This window comes from Roseovarius litorisediminis, assembly GCF_900172295.1.
Lineage (GTDB): Bacteria > Pseudomonadota > Alphaproteobacteria > Rhodobacterales > Rhodobacteraceae > Roseovarius > Roseovarius litorisediminis.
This window is the reverse complement of record NZ_FWFL01000006.1, coordinates 164,598-181,543: the sequence shown is the minus strand read 5'-3', so window position 1 is coordinate 181,543 and position 16,946 is coordinate 164,598. Positions and strand designations below refer to the sequence as shown.

The 16,946-nt window shown below is 56.9% G+C and carries 16 protein-coding genes; 5 read left to right on the top strand and 11 right to left on the bottom strand.

From position 1 onward, the window contains the following. Positions 1-30 precede the first annotated feature (30 nt). The 5 genes from katG (at position 31) to PEL8287_RS12840 (ending at position 7,117) form a co-directional block, all read left to right on the top strand. Positions 31-2,214, top strand: coding sequence for a catalase/peroxidase HPI (gene katG, locus PEL8287_RS12860; protein ID WP_085892820.1), 2,184 nt, complete (start codon positions 31-33; stop codon positions 2,212-2,214). A gap of 423 nt (positions 2,215-2,637) precedes the next feature. Beyond that, the gene (locus tag PEL8287_RS12855; protein ID WP_085892819.1) at positions 2,638-3,762 is read left to right on the top strand and encodes an ABC transporter substrate-binding protein; all 1,125 of its coding nucleotides are present in this window, start codon (positions 2,638-2,640) and stop codon (positions 3,760-3,762) included. 150 nt (positions 3,763-3,912) lie between these two features. Beyond that, positions 3,913-5,025, top strand: coding sequence for an ABC transporter ATP-binding protein (locus PEL8287_RS12850; RefSeq protein ID WP_085892818.1), 1,113 nt, complete (start codon positions 3,913-3,915; stop codon positions 5,023-5,025). 11 nt (positions 5,026-5,036) lie between these two features. Further along, positions 5,037-5,957, top strand: coding sequence for an ABC transporter permease (locus PEL8287_RS12845; protein WP_085892817.1), 921 nt, complete (start codon positions 5,037-5,039; stop codon positions 5,955-5,957). Continuing rightward, positions 5,954-7,117: an ABC transporter permease gene (locus tag PEL8287_RS12840; RefSeq protein ID WP_085892816.1), complete on the top strand. Its 1,164-nt coding sequence runs from the start codon at positions 5,954-5,956 to the stop codon at positions 7,115-7,117. Before PEL8287_RS12845 ends, PEL8287_RS12840 begins: the two co-directional genes overlap by 4 nt. Before the next feature lie 165 nt (positions 7,118-7,282). Here the strand turns inward: PEL8287_RS12840 and PEL8287_RS12835 are convergent, their stop codons facing one another. The 11 genes from PEL8287_RS12835 to PEL8287_RS12785 all read right to left on the bottom strand — a co-directional run bounded on the left by PEL8287_RS12835 (position 7,283) and on the right by PEL8287_RS12785 (position 16,941). Continuing rightward, positions 7,283-7,699, bottom strand: coding sequence for a diol dehydratase small subunit (locus PEL8287_RS12835; protein ID WP_085892815.1), 417 nt, complete (start codon positions 7,697-7,699; stop codon positions 7,283-7,285). Then, positions 7,696-9,984: a propanediol/glycerol family dehydratase large subunit gene (locus PEL8287_RS12830; protein ID WP_085892814.1), complete on the bottom strand. Its 2,289-nt coding sequence runs from the start codon at positions 9,982-9,984 to the stop codon at positions 7,696-7,698. The genes PEL8287_RS12835 and PEL8287_RS12830 overlap by 4 nt, the downstream gene beginning before the upstream one ends. Before the next feature lie 63 nt (positions 9,985-10,047). Continuing rightward, a complete protein-coding gene (locus tag PEL8287_RS12825; RefSeq protein WP_085892813.1) occupies positions 10,048-10,728 on the bottom strand; it encodes a cysteine hydrolase family protein in 681 nt (226 codons plus the stop codon). Further along, a complete protein-coding gene (locus PEL8287_RS12820; RefSeq protein ID WP_085892812.1) occupies positions 10,725-11,354 on the bottom strand; it encodes a microcompartment protein in 630 nt (209 codons plus the stop codon). The genes PEL8287_RS12825 and PEL8287_RS12820 overlap by 4 nt, the downstream gene beginning before the upstream one ends. Before the next feature lie 24 nt (positions 11,355-11,378). Further along, a complete protein-coding gene (locus PEL8287_RS12815) occupies positions 11,379-11,663 on the bottom strand; it encodes a BMC domain-containing protein (RefSeq protein ID WP_085892811.1) in 285 nt (94 codons plus the stop codon). Between the two features lie 48 nt (positions 11,664-11,711). Continuing rightward, positions 11,712-11,948, bottom strand: a complete 237-nt coding sequence (locus PEL8287_RS12810; RefSeq protein WP_085892810.1) for a EutN/CcmL family microcompartment protein — start codon at positions 11,946-11,948, stop codon at positions 11,712-11,714. Continuing rightward, on the bottom strand, positions 11,945-12,385 hold the full coding sequence (locus tag PEL8287_RS12805) for a hypothetical protein (protein WP_085892809.1): 441 nt from the start codon (positions 12,383-12,385) through the stop codon (positions 11,945-11,947). The genes PEL8287_RS12810 and PEL8287_RS12805 overlap by 4 nt, the downstream gene beginning before the upstream one ends. Then, positions 12,385-12,996 carry a BMC domain-containing protein gene (locus tag PEL8287_RS12800; protein ID WP_085892808.1) on the bottom strand — a complete coding sequence of 204 codons (612 nt, stop codon included), beginning with the start codon at positions 12,994-12,996 and terminating at the stop codon, positions 12,385-12,387. The genes PEL8287_RS12805 and PEL8287_RS12800 overlap by 1 nt, the downstream gene beginning before the upstream one ends. Positions 12,997-12,998: 2 nt before the next feature. Then, positions 12,999-14,576: an aldehyde dehydrogenase family protein gene (locus PEL8287_RS12795; protein ID WP_217807681.1), complete on the bottom strand. Its 1,578-nt coding sequence runs from the start codon at positions 14,574-14,576 to the stop codon at positions 12,999-13,001. Next, positions 14,576-15,847, bottom strand: coding sequence for a class-III pyridoxal-phosphate-dependent aminotransferase (locus PEL8287_RS12790; protein WP_085892807.1), 1,272 nt, complete (start codon positions 15,845-15,847; stop codon positions 14,576-14,578). Before PEL8287_RS12790 ends, PEL8287_RS12795 begins: the two co-directional genes overlap by 1 nt. Before the next feature lie 89 nt (positions 15,848-15,936). Further along, positions 15,937-16,941, bottom strand: coding sequence for a phosphotransferase enzyme family protein (locus PEL8287_RS12785; protein ID WP_217807680.1), 1,005 nt, complete (start codon positions 16,939-16,941; stop codon positions 15,937-15,939). Positions 16,942-16,946: the final 5 nt, after the last annotated feature.

Here is a 16,946-nt window from a genome sequence, read left to right as displayed (position 1 = left end):
CAGACAACGCAGCCACGAATGGAGAGAAAAATGGACGGAAATGATATCGGAAAATGCCCCGTGATGCATGGTGCTACCACCTTTGGCGCCCGATCAAATAGCGATTGGTGGCCGAACCAGCTGAACCTGCGGATTCTGCATCAGAATTCTGCCCTGTCTGATCCGATGGGGGCCAATTTCAACTACGCTGAAGAATTCAAGAAGCTTGACCTGACAGCATTGAAAAAAGACCTTTATGCCCTGATGACGGATAGTCAGGACTGGTGGCCGGCGGATTATGGTCACTATGGCGGGCTGTTCATCCGGATGGCGTGGCACAGCGCCGGAACGTACCGCACCGCCGATGGCCGCGGCGGCGCTTCGACCGGATCGCAGCGGTTCGCACCATTGAACAGCTGGCCGGACAACGGCAACCTGGACAAGGCGCGCCGCCTGCTGTGGCCGATCAAGCAGAAATACGGCAACAAGATTTCCTGGGCTGATCTGATGATTCTGGCAGGAAATTGCGCGATTGAATCCATGGGTGGAAAAACCTTTGGTTTTGCCGGTGGACGTGCCGACATCTGGGAGCCCGAGGAAGATATCTATTGGGGCGCCGAAACCGAATGGCTGGCCCCTTCCGATAGCGACGACAGCCGTTATTCCGGTGACCGCGAGTTGGAAAACCCGCTGGCTGCCGTGCAGATGGGCCTGATCTACGTCAACCCGGAAGGGCCGGATGGAAACCCTGATCCGGTTGCCTCGGGCCGTGACATCCGCGAAACTTTTGCCCGGATGGCTATGAACGATTACGAGACCGTGGCGCTGACTGCGGGTGGCCATACCTTTGGCAAGATGCACGGCGCGGGCGATCCTTCGCATGTTGGCCCTGAGCCAGAGGCTGCCCCGCTTGAAGCGATGGGTTTCGGATGGTTGAGCAGCTACAAGTCGGGCAAGGGCGGTGATACCATTACGTCGGGCCTTGATGGTGCCTGGACGTCGAACCCGACGCAGTGGGATATGGGGTATTTCGACGTTCTGTTCAAATACGACTGGGAACTGACCAAAACCCGCGCTGGTGCGTGGATCTGGACTCCGAAGGACATTGAAGAAGCGGATATGGCGCCGGACTCGGCCGATGCTTCGCAAAAGGTACCGGTATTCATGACCACGGCGGACATGGCGATGCGCATGGACCCCGAGTACGAGAAAATCTCGCGTCACTTCCATGCCAACCCGGACGAGTTTGCCGATGCATTTGCCCGTGCATGGTTCAAGTTGACCCACCGCGACATGGGCCCGAAATCGCGCTATCTGGGCGCAGAGGTGCCTGCCGAAGACCTGATCTGGCAAGACCCGATTCCGGTCGGTCCGAAGTTGTCGGATACCGATGTGGCCGACCTGAAGGCAAAGGTTCTTGCCACTGGACTTACGGTTTCCCAGTTGGTTCAAACCGCCTGGGCGTCGGCATCAACTTTCCGCGGCTCGGACAAGCGCGGCGGGGCCAACGGCGCGCGCATCCGCCTTGCCCCGCAGAAAGACTGGGACGTCAATCAGCCTGCTGAACTGGCAACGGTTCTGGGCGCGCTTGAAGGGGTGCAGAAAGATTTCGGCAAGGCCGTCTCGATGGCCGACCTGATCGTGATTGGTGGCGCTGCAGCTATCGAAAAGGCAGCTGCAGATGCAGGCCATGACATCACGGTACCGGTGACCACAGGCCGGGGAGACGCCACGCAAGAGCAGACAGATGCCGAAAGCTTTGAGCCGCTTGAACCCGTTGCTGACGGTTTCCGCAACTACCTCAAGGCTAAATACACCGTCTCAGCCGAGGAACTGCTGGTTGATCGTGCACAATTACTGACGCTGACTGCGCCGGAAATGACAGTGCTTGTCGGCGGTATGCGGGTGTTGGGTGCAAACCATGGTGGCGCGGCACATGGCGTTCTGACCGATCAACCCGGTAAGCTGACCAACGACTTCTTCGTAAATATTCTGGATATGAGCACGGAGTGGAAGCCTGTCTCGGATGATGGAGACGTGTTCGAAGGCCGTGATCGCGCCAGCGGCGATGTGAAGTGGACCGGGACGCGTGTCGATCTGGTCTTTGGCTCCAACTCGCAACTGCGCGCACTGGCCGAGGTTTACGCCCAGGATGACAATCAGGCAGCCTTTGTGAACGACTTTGTTGCTGCCTGGACCAAGGTGATGCAGGCGGATCGCTTCGATTTGGGCTGAGGTGGCCGGTTAAAGGCTTAGGCCTGACTGGATTGATTAAAGATACCGGTCGTTTAAGGCGCTGGTAAAAACGAAAACAGGGGCGGCGTTTCAATGTGAATTGAAGCGCCGCCTTTTTTCTGAAGCACGATGAGTGTCTCTGAGACCTGATTACAGGCCGAATCTTTGCAAGGAATTCGGACAGAGGCGCAATATTCGCAATTTTTCCCGAACGGGAATCGGGTCTGGTAGACCGCTTGCGGGGTAATGCCAGAATGGAATTTTTGTAAAGCCAAACAATAAATATCACATAGAATTTCTTGGCTTACCCAAAAACGAACTGGACTCACGGGAAAAAACAGGCGTCAATGCGGCGCATAAATTGCACTGTGACAAGTCGATCGTCAAAAAGACTTAAGAACAGGCACAACAGGAGGAAAAAGAATGACTGCTAAAACCAATCTTACACGCCGTACGGTTCTGAAAGGTGTCGGTGCAACTGCACTTGCGGCGCCGCTGTATTCGAAAAGCGCTCTTGCGTCCTCGGGAGAGGTCAACATCCTGATGTGGTCGGACTATCTGCCGCCGTCCTTCATCGAAGCGTTTGAAGCGAAGACCGGTATCAAGGTGAACTACACCGGCATCGGATCGAACGAAGAAATCATCAACAAGATGAAGGCTACCAAGGGTCAGGGCTTTGACATCGTATCGCCGACCAACAACCGGTCGCTGCAATGGGGGCCGCTGGAACTGCTGCAGCCGTTTGATCTGAGCAAGGTCAACATGGATGCGGTCAACCCGTCCATGTCGAAAATTGGCACAGACGCCTGGAACTTTGGCGGAAATGGCGCGCATTGGCTGCCACATATCTGGGGCACCGAGGGCATTGCCTATCGCACCGACAAATGGCTGCCGGCCGGTGACGCACCGTCATACGGTGATGTCTGGTCGGAAGAAAACGCTGGCAAGACCATGGGCCGGGCGCATTCGATGATGCTGGGTGCCGGGCTTTATATGGAAGCGTCGGGCGAAATGGAGCCGGGATCTGTCTGGGCCGCCTATAACGACGAAGACACCATGCGCAAGGTCTGGGGCCAGATCGCCGATTGGACGATTGCACGCAAAAACCGGATCAAGCTGATCTGGAATGATGCCGACACGCAGAAAAACGGCCTGCTGAACGAAGGTGTGGTTGTTGGTCAAACCTGGGACGGCCCGCCGCTGGCACTGAAATCCGCTGGTGAGCCGGTGCATTATCAGGCGCCTGTCGAAGGCGCGATGGCCTGGGTTGACGGCATGTCGATGCCGGTTGGGGCGCAGAATATCGAACAGGTCTATGCCTTCATCGACTTTGCCTATGAAAAAGAACCTGCTGGCGTGGCGATTGACAGCCATGGCTACAACTCGCCGGTTCTGGGGGCTGATGGCTTCTCGGGTGATACCTACAAGAAGAACTTTGCCGAAGCCTACCCCGGTGACAGCCTGGCCAATCTGAACCCATGGCCAGCAGAAGCCCCGTGGTATGCCGACGTCCGGACAGAGTTCGTCAACAAGTTCAAGAGCGCCTGATAGCGCTTATGATCAAGGTCCTTCCGCAATAGCGGGAGGACCATTTGCAACTGCGCGACTGAACGTGCAGACAAAAAATTGAACAACAAAAGATGCGCTGGGCCGGACCTTTGAGTGCGACGGGCCTACGTTCATCCAGGGAGAAGCTACATGAGTGCTGGCGTCGGCGTTGATCTGGAAAGCCTGTGGATTCGCTTTGGCGATTTTGTCGCGGTCCGCGATGCGAACGTACACATAAACGGGGGTGATTTTTTCTCGTTTCTGGGACCATCGGGTTGCGGCAAGACCACAATCCTGCGGGCCGTGTCCGGCTTTCTGGAGCCTAGTGAAGGCAATGTGCTGATTGGCGGTCGCAATATGAAGGGCATTGGTCCCAACAAACGGCCCACCGCTTTGATTTTTCAGAATCTTGCACTTTTCCCATTGATGAAAGTTTGGGAAAACATCGCGTTTTCGATGGAGATTAACGGGGCCAGCGCCGCCGAACGCCGCAAACGCGCGGATGAGTTGCTGGACATGATTGCGTTGCCGGGGCAGGGCGACAAATTGCCAAGCGAACTGTCGGGCGGTCAACGTCAACGGGTCGCGATTGCGCGGGCGCTTTGCGCCGAGCCGGATGTGTTGTTGCTGGATGAGCCGCTTTCGGCGCTTGATCTCAAACTCCGCCAGCACATGCGTACCGAATTGCGAGAAATCCAAAAACGGGTCGGTATCACCTTCATCTATATCACCCACGATCAGGGTGAGGCGCTGACAATGTCAGACAACATCGCCGTCATGCGCGAAGGTATCATCGACCAGATTGGCGACGGGAAAGCCATTTACAACGACCCGGCCACAGCCTTTGCCGCGAGCTTTGTTGGTGAAAACAATGTCTTCCGCGGGAAAATCAAACGCATCTCGGGCGATGAAGCGCTTGTTGCTACCAACCGTTCAGGTGATCTGGTGGCGCGGATATCCACCGCCAATCAGGGCAAGATGAAAGAGGGTGACGACGCGATGATGTTCATTCGCCCTGAAGCGTTTGCAATTGCATCCAAGGGAGCGAAGGGCGACCATTTTGTGACCGCAAAGGTTAACCATGAAGAGTTTGAAGGGAATTCTTTCAACATCTTCATGGAGGGGGGCGGTGGCAAAGAGCTGAAAGTCACGATCCCCAACCTGGGTCAGTCGTTCAAAGATCACACAGGTCAGTCGCTGACGCTGGAATACGAGATCAAAAACTCGGTTGTTGTTCCAGCTGGCGAGCTGGCGGCAGAGTAGGGGGGCTGATCATGCCAGGCTTCCTGAAGGAGTTTTTAAATCGCAACGGCACGGGCATGGGGCTTGCAATCCTTGGCCTCGTTCTGTTCTGGACCATTGTCCTGATCATCCTGCCGCAGGTGTCGATGCTTGACTTTTCGTTCCGCCCGAACCTGCCGCCACCCGAGATTGGCGGGCCCAAGGATATATATACGGCTGAGAACTACAAATATCTGATTTTTGGCCCCGAGGGCGGAAGTCAGGATTATAACGCTGTCGATCTGCGGGTCTTTTTCCGTACGTTGGTAGCGGCAATTTGTGTCACAATTTTCAACCTGATCCTGTGCTACCCGATCGCCTATTATCTGGGGCAGACCAAGGGCAACCATATCCGCATTTTTGCGCTGATGCTGATCATTCCTTACTGGATCAACGAGATTTTGCGGGCCTTTGCATTACGGATCATCTTTGGTGAAACCGGAGTTCTGAACAATTTCTTTGTGGGGCTCGGGGTGTTTGATACGCCTTTCGATTTCATACGGAACGATATCGCACTCTATGCCGGTCTGGGGTATGCCTATATCCTGCTGATGATTTTCCCGATCTACAACGTGATCGAAAGCCTTGACCGCAATCAGATCGAGGCTGCGCGTGACATGGGCGCCAGCTGGATCAAGATTCACCGCCGCGTTGTCATCCCCTATGCCAAGCCGGGCATCAGCTCGGGCTGTACGATGGTGTTCATGCTAAGTGCGGGCGCGCTTGCAGCGCCTCAGATCCTCGGCGGCCCGTCCAGCCTGTGGTTCACTCAGTTGATCTATCAACAGTTCAACGACAACAGTGACTGGCCACAAGGCGCGGCTTATGCGGTTGTTCTTCTGGTCACCTGTATCCTGCTTGTTCTGGCCATCATGCGGCTGTTCAAGGTGAACATGGGGGATATCGGCAAATGAAGAATCTGTCTTTCCTGCGCCTGAGCGTCTGGTTTTATCTGGCGATTTTCTTTGCCTATCTTCTGGGCCCGCTGATCATCATGTCCGCGACGGCGTTCAACTCGCCCGATTTCCCGCGGATCACGCCTTGGGAATGCCTGACGTTTGAATGGTTTTCAGCCCTGTTTCAGGATGAACGGATTCTGAACGGCATCAAGAACTCGGTCATCATCGGGTTTGGTACGGTGGTTTTGTCTGTCGCCATGGGGCTGGCCGGGGCGTTACTTCTGACCCAGATATGGCCGAAACTGCGCGCGACTTATTACACCATCATCATCGCGCCTATCCTTATTCCCGGCGTTGTTCTGGGGATCTCGACCCTGGTTTTCTGGGATCGTATCAACCGTATGCTGGGGCTGGGTGCTGATAGTTTCCTTTCAAATGGCCTGTTCCTGACGATCATCGGCCAGTCCACTTTCATTGCCTCTTATTGCATGCTGGTTCTGGTGGCGCGGCTGCAGCGCTATGATGTTGCGCTGACCGAGGCGGCGCTTGATCTTGGGGCTACCCACGCTCAGGCCTTTCGCAAGGTGCTGTTACCCTTCATGCGACCGGCGCTTGCCAGTGCTGCAGTGCTGGCATTTCTGGCCAGTTTTGAGAACTACAACACCACCACGTTCACTTTTGGCGAATACCCGACGCTGACGATCGAACTTGCGCAGAAGGTACGCTATGGCATCACCCCGGCGATCTCGGCGCTGGCCTTTATTATCGTCGTATTAACCGTTTTTGCAGCGCTGGCGAACGAAGCCAAAATCAAGCGGCAGCAACTTGTTTTGGCCGCCCGCCAAAATGCCAGTATCGAAGAACTGAAACAGGGCATCAAACTTCCCGGGTTTCTGTCCGGCAATGCCGCCGCTGTGGCGCTGGTGCTGGTTTCGATTGCGACAGTCGTCGTCGTGGTCACGGCAACCACGCATAGCCCGGCACAATGTATCGCGGACGTCAAAGAGCAAAAACGTATCGAGGCTGAAAAACTGATTCAGGAATTGCGTGCCAAACGTGATGCGAACCGCGCCAAGGAAGATAACAAAGAGGACGTACAACAAGCGCCGAAGTCTGAAAATAATTCGGGCTTTGGGAACGTTTTCGATCCGAATGCTTTGTCCACTGACAATTAAGACCCAAACGACCCCCGGGTTCGTTTGGGCCTTCCTTTCGTGTTCAAACGCAGCGGCGTTGGTATGGGTCAGGTGATGTAACCAAGGGGATACAGCCCAAAGAAAGTGCAATGACTCAAATTTAACCTGAGTTGGGCTGTCTTAACTGAAAACAGACCACAAAGACTATTCGTCAAAAAGACCTCGTTGCTGGTAAACCTTGGCGGCACGGTCGATGAAATCCGCGATCAGCGCTGCGCCATATTCATTTCGCAGAAGCGTGGCCTGTGCAACAAGCGCTGATTTGCTGTGCACACGGCCCGGGCGCAGCATTTCATAGGTCTGCATGATCACCTCTTGTGGTACATTAATCAGTTCAGCACCGCGTTCGAAATTTCTGGCAAGCGTTTCGCGCCCGGTAGCGCGGGCAATACGGGCTTGCGCCAGCAAGGCATCACGCGAGATACGCAAATCTTCGATTTCGATATCTCCGGCTGTGACAGCAGCAAGGGTGATCTTGTTCAGCGGTACCCCTCGCGGGCCGCAAATGCTGTCGTCTTGGCTTTCAGACAGGGGATAGTCGGCAAGGGTCGGGGCCTTCATTGGTGCGCCCCCGCTTTTTTGCCAGTGAATTTCAGAGCGACCTCGGCTGGCGCACGGTTGGGATCGACAAGCCCGGTTTCGATCGCGTGGATCAGGGCAACCTGTGCATGGAAACGCGCGCCCAGGGCTTCGCCCTGCGTTGGCACCAGTATCGGTTCAACCTCTTGTTTGAATGCATAAAGTGCCGCGTTGTGCCCCAAGGCCCGATAATGCTCCAGCGTGGTAATCGGCGCGTTCGAAAAAAGCTCAAGATTGTTGTGTGGCAGCCTGTCACTGGAATGGATCACGGCGGTGCCTTTCGCCTGAATGCCGATGCCGATGCCTGAGCCCGACAGTTTTGCTGCAGAAAGGCCCAGAAAAGATGTATCTGCAGTATGGTACATCCGGACAACGCGGGCCTTGCCGCCCCCTGATTCAACGCCTTCAACCAGGCAATTTAGAACTTCAGAAAGGTTAAGCCCGCCGGTTGTCTGGAAAAGTTGCAGCCCAAAGGCCGGGCTGATTCCAATGACGACTTCTGAGCTATTTTTGCCCTCAACAGCAGTTTCTGTTTCAAGATAGACAATACGCTTTGACTCGGCCTTTTTGTGCCGGGCCTGCGCGCTCAGCACCTCGGACTGGCCCAAAGTGTCGCGGATGCCGATGATCTCGTCCCGACGGGCCTCGGACAGGCGGTAACCGGTGCCGGGGCCAGCATAATCATTGGGATCGTTGATTGCGCTGATTACGTGTTCGTTGCGCACAATGGCCGAGGTTTGCAGATAATCGCCAGACACCCGTAGCTTGACCAGATTCAGCAGGTTCTGGGCCTCGGGCACAAAGCCGCGTTTGGCCAAGGCACGGATCACGTCGATCACACTCAGGTTGCGACTTTCGATGGCCTCACTGATGCGGGTGACCTCGCCAATTGAAAAGGTCTGCGTTTCGCGCGAGCCTGAAGCGACAATTACACTGGCCTTCATCTGGGGCGTGGGGTGTGCCAGTTCCAGTTCCTCGAGAACGGCCGACAGCGCATCGACGGCACGAGTGCGCAGGTCGAGTGCAGTGGTTTCAGGCAGTGGGGTCAAGCCGCCATCGGCCTCGAAATCGCGTTGCAGCACAAGGTAGTCTTCCAGTTCTTCAGCGTTGAAAAGCGAAGCGTTGAAGGAATTGTCATAAGACAGGATTGAGCCGAAGCCCGAACAGATGAAATCAGAGCCAGCAATCAGGTAGGGCATGATTTTGGCGCCGACGCGTATTTCGGATTCAGTGGCGCGGGCATCGTTGCCACTGGCGCATTCCAGGTCCAGCCAGACCGCCAAGAGGTTCTCGGCCATCATCTCGCGCATGCCGCCGGGGATTGTAGCCGTCAAAGGTGCGCCGTCGATGCCGCCGTTCTGCGTGCCTTGCACCCCCATGCCGCGTTGCAGGCACAAACATCGCGCCTCAAGATACAGCAGCGACTTGGCCTCGTGAAAGCCCATCAGCAGTTCTGCACCCGCCCCGGACGTGCAGCGCGCCTTGATCCCGCGCGAGGCATAGGCCGCGACCAGAAATGCCTTGGACCACGGCGTGTCATCGCCGTCTGTAAAGCTTTTCTCGGTGCCATAGACCGACACGGTTTCTGCATAAGAGGTGAACCCCGCCATGCCGATCCTGAGTTCCTCGGCCTCTTCCGAAGAACACTGGAAAAGCGCGCCCCAGCGACCCACGACCGAACCCACCACGCATGCCAGCGCGTTTGACCATGAATTGCGCGACACTCGCATTGTGGTTTCCAGCTCGTCAAAGCCCAGTCCCACCGCCACCGCCGCATCCGCCGCCAGTTGCAGCGGGTCGTCCTTGGCGTTGGTCACGTGCGCCTGATTGCCGGGGGTTTTCCGGGGGCGCATCTTGGAATAGGCAAAGGCCAGTTCCAGCGCGTTGAGCCGCCCGACCACATCAGCCAGCTTGGCAGGGGTCAGGCCGCGCGCCAGACGTACAAGTTCTGCGCGGGGCACGTGCATGTCCACCAGCATCTGCGCCAGTTTGTCTGAAGTCATCGCCATCGCTTCCGGGGCGATCTCAAGGTCTAGGTGGTGCTCGGCAATGAAGGCGTCGATCATGTCGAAATCATGCACCAGAACACCATCCATGCTGGCGATCCTACCCTGTGAAATCTGGATGTCGGATTTGGGGTCAGAGGGGCTTTTGAAAGCCGCAAATCCATTTGCAGCGTCTTCCTGTGCGAATTTGTCCAGGCGCAAGGGGCGCTCGTCCCAGTCGGAATAACGTCGCCATCTGTTTGGGGCCGGGGGTGTGTCCACTGTTCAGTCCTCCTTGGCCATTTTCAGACCAGTGCTACCGTAACCTGCGTGTGGCACCCGTGACTAACGGGTTGGTGGGCAGGTCGCGAAAACATCGTCGCTTTGTACAACATGGCAATAAATCATGTTGATGATTTCGAGTTCGCGGTGGTGCAGGTCGGCGGTGGCTGCGGCGCAGCAATTTTCGACCACCACCACGTTGAAACTCTCGTCCGCCAGGGAACGCACGGTCGAGCTGATGCATTGGTCGGTGAAAATGCCCGCGACGATCACGTTCTTGATGCCCATGTTGTGCAGGGTCAGCCGCAGGTTGGTACCGGTCAACGCGCTGTCGGTGGTTTTCAGCACGGTGATCTCGTCGGCCTGCGGCGCGAGTTCCGGCACGATCTGGCTGTCTGCGCGGTCTTTGGGCAGCAGCAGGTAGTTGAAGCCGGGCTTTTTCTGGCTGAGCGAGCGGTCGCGCCCGTTGTCGGTCTGACAGGCGATGCGGGCAAAGATGACCTCGATTCCCGCCTTTCGAGCCCAATCGGTCAGCGCAATCGTATTGGGGATCACCGTCCCGTTCATCCGTTCAAAAAATGGCTGCCAACGCGCGGCTTCGGTCTTGTCGTCGGGCTCCTCGAGATAGGTGTTCTGGATATCGATCACCAAAAGCGCGGTTTCCTCCGGGGGCAGAGACAGGTCGTCGGGTTCTTCCGCGTTTTCATAGTAGAAACTGCGATAGGCGGTTTTCCAGTTGCTCATGTCTTGCGCCCTTTCACCGCCTCAAGTGTCGCGGTAATGGCGTCGCGTGCCAATTCCATTTCTGCATGGGTGCCGGACATGAAGATTCTGCCTGACGCGCCCATCATCTGAACATCGTTGATTATAGCGCCGGGGGCTGCACGTTCAGCCTCGTTCGCTGCGACACAGGCGAACAGGGCCGGGGCCATCTCGTAGATCAGCAATGAGACGCCCGGTATCAGTATCGACGCATCCCGGGATCGGTTTAGAATGATGGCATGCTGGTCTGACAGGTCGTCGATGATGTCATGAAACAACACCTTGGGGGCCAGTTGGTCCCCTGGCTTGGCCCCGATCCCCTTCAGGATCGCCTGACCGGCCTTGTCCAACTCTTCCGGGTCGTCGGAATGCAACTCAAGAAGGCCGAACTGGCGCTCGGTGAACAATATACCGGGCTCCATATCCGGTGATTCCTTTAGCGCCAGATCAGCGATGCGGTGGATGGACAGGGCGGGTGAAACCTCGATGATCAGGCTGTTTTGGCCCTCATACGGTGGATATCCCCGCGCCCTGAGCGGCGTGGCAAGATAGGCCGCAAACTGTGGTTGCAGATCCTTGATCGGCAAATAAACCCGTAGTTCGGTCATCGTTTCGGCCTTCTTGTCTGGCAGTTACTTGAGCTTCGCGGCGTCAAAATGCCTGCCTAGGTCGGCATGCGGGCGCGGGATGACATGTACCGCGACAACTTCGCCGATCTGGCTGGCGGCTTCGGCGCCAGCCTCGGTTGCGGCCTTGACTGCACCGACATCGCCTTTGACGACGACCGACACCAGCCCGCCGCCTACTTCGTTGCGGGCGGCGATTTCAACGTTGGCCGCCTTGACCATCGCATCTGCTGCGGTCAGTGCGGCGACATAGCCGCGGGTTTCGATCATTCCGATTGCCTGACTTGCCATGATGATACTCCTTTTTCAGGTCAAATTCTGTTGGGCTTGAGGCCCGGTTCAGGTTTCGTCGATAGACCCGATGATAAGCGCATCAATCGGGGCCTTTTGTTTGGTGAAAAATGCCGCCGCGACCGATCCCTGGGTGATCAGTACTTCCTCGCCCTCGGCGCATCCCAACGGGTCGAAGGCAACAATGATGCTGCCCGCAACCTCAACCTCCAGCAGCGCACCGCTGGGCATTGTTTCGATATGTTTGCTGGACCAGACCCGGCCCGTGACTTTTCCGCGGATCATGACGATGTCCTTTCGACTTTGATGCCCCTGCGGCGGATTTCATCGCGCGCCAGAGGCGTGAATTTCACCGGTTTGCCCACCTGTATGCGGCGTGTTCCCTGGGGCAGGGCCGCGACATCACGTTCGGACACTATGCCGCGCGTGAATTGCTGAACAGGCGTGGCCGACGGCGCGGGGGCGATGGGCTGGTGGGCCTCGACCTGCACAGCAGGCTGCCCGGACAGGCAGAACCTGTGGCGGCCTTCCAGAATGTCGGCGCGCAGGCGACCATCCTGTGCCATATTCAGAACCCGGCAGGCGAATTCGTTCAGATCAGTGCTTGAACGAAGCGAGACCACTTCCTCAGTTATTCGCGCCGCTGCAGGTACGGCGTCCGGCCGCAGGCGTGAAAGCTCTTCCTTCAGTACTTCGCGGATGAGGGAACGCAAATCTTCCACTAAACGGCCCCCGCTTGCCTGAGGGCCGCTTCGGCCGCATTGCGGGCATTACGAACTTCAGCTTCATCGCCTGCCAGATATAGCCGCCCGTTGGGGCCGATCATGCGATAGTCAATGACCTTGATATTGGCTTCTTTTTCGGCCTCATTGCAGGCCAGCATCGCATAGGAGGCCGACTGACATTCCAGCAGATAAAGGCTTTCGCCGCCCAGGACCATCGACCCCAGGCGATTGCGATTCATCAGGAAAGCATGCTGATGGTCAACGCGCGTAACGATCTTGGATGCGAGGATTTTGGGGGGGGCTGCATCCTCGCGCCGCGCACCAAGCGCCTGCAAAACAGCCGCGGCCCCTGCCTGCACCTCTGCGGTTGAGCGCGAGTGGAATTCCAGCGTACCGAACTGGCGTTCTACAACCAGCAGCCCTGCTTTTACGTTGGCACTTTTCAGCGCCACGTCAGTCAGCGCCTCGATATCCAGACCGGGGGAAATTTCGATTATCTGAGCTGCCATTCTGGCACGTGGCAGGCTGCCACGCATCCATGTGGCGACATAAGCCAGGGTCTGCGGTTGCAGTTGGTCGATGAAAATGAAGGAGCGCAGTTCGGCCATGGCTACTTTCTCAGAAGATCGCGAAGCTCGGCCGCGATCAGGCGGCGCAATTCGTCTTTGGTTGCGTTGTCGATGGAAGAGGCTGCCGAGGGCTGCCGTGGCGGTTGGGGCGCCTTTGCCGATCCCGGTACCCCGTCTGCCGGGGCTTTGGGCAAGGCACCGCGAAAGCTGCGGCCAAGCCCGTGATAATTGCCAAAGGGCACATCCGCCCCGGCGTTGTAGGCAACGCGGGTCCAGTGCACCAAATGCTGGGGGCCGACGTTTTCACCGATTGAGGAACGGCCAAAGAACCCGGTACCGATTGTAAATGTCGGCGCCAGATTGGTGGCAAATCCGGCCGCCCCCTGGGAGCAGGGCGCGTTGACAACCACGCGGTAGACTTCAACCGCGCTGGCATAATCCATGACCGACATCTCATCGCTGGTGTGAATGGCTGCCGAATGCCCGGCACCGGTCAGCCGCAACACAGCGCGGGCCTGGGAGAGGGCCTGCGCCTTGGTCTTGGCCACGTGCAGTGCCAGCACCGGGCATAGTTTTTCCCGCGATAGCAGCTCTTCTACGCCGATTTGCGTGATCGGCGCGACAAGAATCTTTGTGTTGCCGGGCACGCGGATACCGCATTCCTGAGCGATCCATGTCGCATCCCGGCCAATCGCCTCAATGTTAAACCCGCGCGGGTGAAACAGGAAACGACGCAGCACTTCGGTCTCGCTTTCTGAGCAGATATAGGCCCCGGCGGATTTCAGCGCGATTTTTAGCTGGCTTTCGACCTCGGGCAGGGTGATCAGAACGCTTTCATTAGTGCAAAGCACGGAATTATCGAAGCTTTTCGAGGCGACAATACGTTGTGCCGCCTTTGCGATATCGGCGCTGATATCCACAAAAACCGGGGCATTTCCGGGCCCGACACCGATCGCGGGATTGCCCGAAGAATAGGCCGCCCGCACCATGGCCGTGCCCCCGGTCGCCAGGATGACATTGGTCTTGTCTGAATTCATGAACGCTTCGACCACGGGAATTGTAGGTTCGGGCAAGATCTGGATCGTGCCGGTCGGGGCACCGGCCTCTTCGGCGGCACGCGCCAGTAACCTGACAGCCTCAACACTGGTTTGTCTGACCGCGGGATGTGGTGAAAGTACAATTGCGTTGCGTGTCATCAGTGCCATAAGCACCTTGAAATTGAGTGTCGCAATCGGATTGGTCGAGGGCGTCAGGGCAAATATCACGCCTGCAGGGCGCGGGATTTCAATGATCTTGCGGGCTTCGTCCACGCGCGGATTGACGAAGTCTTGATCGCGGTAGAAATCAACCAGCGGTTTGGCTGTCAGCTCGTTCTTGATCTTCTTGTGTTCGGCCACGCCAAAGCCGCTTTCAGCCACAATTTTTTCGGCGAATTCAGCAGCATGATCATGGGCAGCTTGCGCGACTGAATCGACGATACGCATCGTGGTGTCGCGGTCATAGCGATCAAAGACAGCAGCGGCCCAGCGGGCTTGTTCCAGCATCAAGTCCGCTTGCCCACGGCGCGCGGCCGGGCTGTCGGAAATGTCGATGAGGGAGTTGAAAAGGGCGGGTTTCACTATACCATCCTCCTCCGGTTGCCCATGACCTCGGCGCGGGCCAGTTCCACTGCGATTGCGACCCGGCGCAGCACTTCTTCGGCATCCGCCTGGGTCAGCAGCAGCCCTGGTTTGAACTGCAACACACGTGGATCAAGGGTTGAGAAGATCGCCCAGACTCCGTTTTCATATAGGTGCTTCATCACTGGTTTGGCGCCCTGTTCATGGTTGAACTCCAGCCCCATGATCACACCATGCTGGCGAATGCCGATAAAGAAATCGGGGAATGCGGCCATGATGTCATTCAGCCCGGCGCGCAGATAATCGCCGATAAACTGCACCATGGAGCGAACCTCGGGTCGCTGCACGATTTCAAGCGTTTTCATCGCAACCACACAGCCAAGCTCTGCGCCGCCCATTGTCGAGATATGACCAAAGCCGTCTTCTTTCAGCCAGCCACCGCATTGCTCGGATATCAGGACGCAGGCGATGGGGTACATCCCGCCGGAAATGCCTTTGCCAGTCACCATGATGTCTGGGACAACGCCATATTTCATGCACCCCCAAAGCTCACCCGTGCGCATCAGCCCTGTCTGAACCTCGTCGGCGATGTAGAACGCATCATATCTTTCGCACAGCTTTTTGACGGCAGGCAGATAGCCCTCCATCGGCATAGGGAAACCGTAAGTGGCTGGGATCGTTTCCATGATGACTGCGGCCACATCACGCCCGCGTAGCGCGTCTTCCATTGCGTTCAGATCGTTGAACGGCACCTGAATAAATTCACCCTGCGTGTCTTCGGACAGAAACAGCTTGGAAAACCGCTCATCACCCGTCTTGACCGCAAGGCCGGTGTGGCCGTGATAGGCTTTGACGATCGAGACAATCTTTTTCTTCTGGGCCGCGTGGCGCGCTGTTTTCAGGGCAATGTCGATCGCCTCACCCCCGCCCGAACCATAAGCCGTGTATTTGAAATGGTCCCCCGGTGCGCAGGCCTGCAATGCTTCGGCAAGCGCGGTCCGCGCGAGGGCCGGAAAGTGGTGGTTGCCCATGTCAAACCGTTCGGTGCCCGCCTTGAGCACTTCGACAAGTTCAGGATGTCGATGTCCCAGGTTGTAGGTGCCACCGTTCAAGTGCAGATCGATCAGCCGACGACCATCCATATCATAGAGGTAATAGCCCTCGCGCCGGTCAATCACCAGATCGACACCCATATCGATCCAGTCTTGTGTTTTCCCCGGATTCCAAAAGGTCTTGGACCGTTCCAGAAACTCGGTTTTGGCCTGTGACATAGGAGTGTCCTTTCAGAAGTTACACCCAGTAATGGCGATTCCCAAAAGGTCGGCTTGACTGCAGATTGCGATTCTTTGACATGCTGATGTCAGCTGAAAGCCTTTAGATAGACTGCCCCCAACTCGGCCGTCACACGGGCAAAATCGGGTGCCAGCGCCTGAGGTTCCGGTGCCTCGATATGGCTGCCGATCCAAGCCAAAAGGGCCAGTCGGCGAAGCATCACGAAGGTGTCGATTTCGGCCTCTTCGGCATCGCTAAGCGGGCGGATTTTTCTGTATCCACGTACCCAGGCCGCCTTTAACTCGGGCACGCGGGGATCGTCCTCCATAAAGCTGATGCCGGTGGCAAAATCATAGAGAAACCAACCAAAACCGCAGTCGTCGAAATCAATCAATCGCGTGCTACCGTCATCGATCAGCAGGTTGGCCAAACGCATATCCGCGTGGATAAGGCCGTAACGATCAGGTGATTGACCAAAATCCGCGAGCCGTCGTTTGACCGTCGCCTCTACCTGCTCGAGAACATTGCGTACGCCTGCATCCACCTTGGGCCCATCACGCCAGTTTCCCCATGTGGGATTATCGCCAAACACGGCATCCACATCCCAGGTCAACCGCTCGAAATCGGCAGGGCGTTGCCAGCTCACCGAATGGATATGCGTGCGCGCGGCGATTTCGCCCAGATCCTCGAACGGGCCAACAAGATCGCCGGTCTCATCCGGTTCAGAACCTTCAACAAAGTGAAACAGAACCATGTAACGAGGGTTAGCCAGCTCCTTGCTGCGCCCCACCTGAATGGCCTGACCATTGCGGCCCAGATAGTGCCCCGGGGTGATCACGGCATCCGCCTTGGCCAATGCCGCGATCCACTCCAGTTCACACTCAATCGCGCGGCGGGAATGGTAATTTTCGCGGTGGACTCGCAGGATTGATTTATAACCTCCCGAGGCCTCGACCAGATAGGTCGCGTTTTCGGATACGTTGATCAGGCGCGCCCGCGCGCCTTCGGGCAATTCCCAAAGATTCAGAGATGCGTTTGCAAGACTATCCAGATGCTTGAGGAGCTCCTCAAGCGGCATATCATGTCCTGACATGGGTC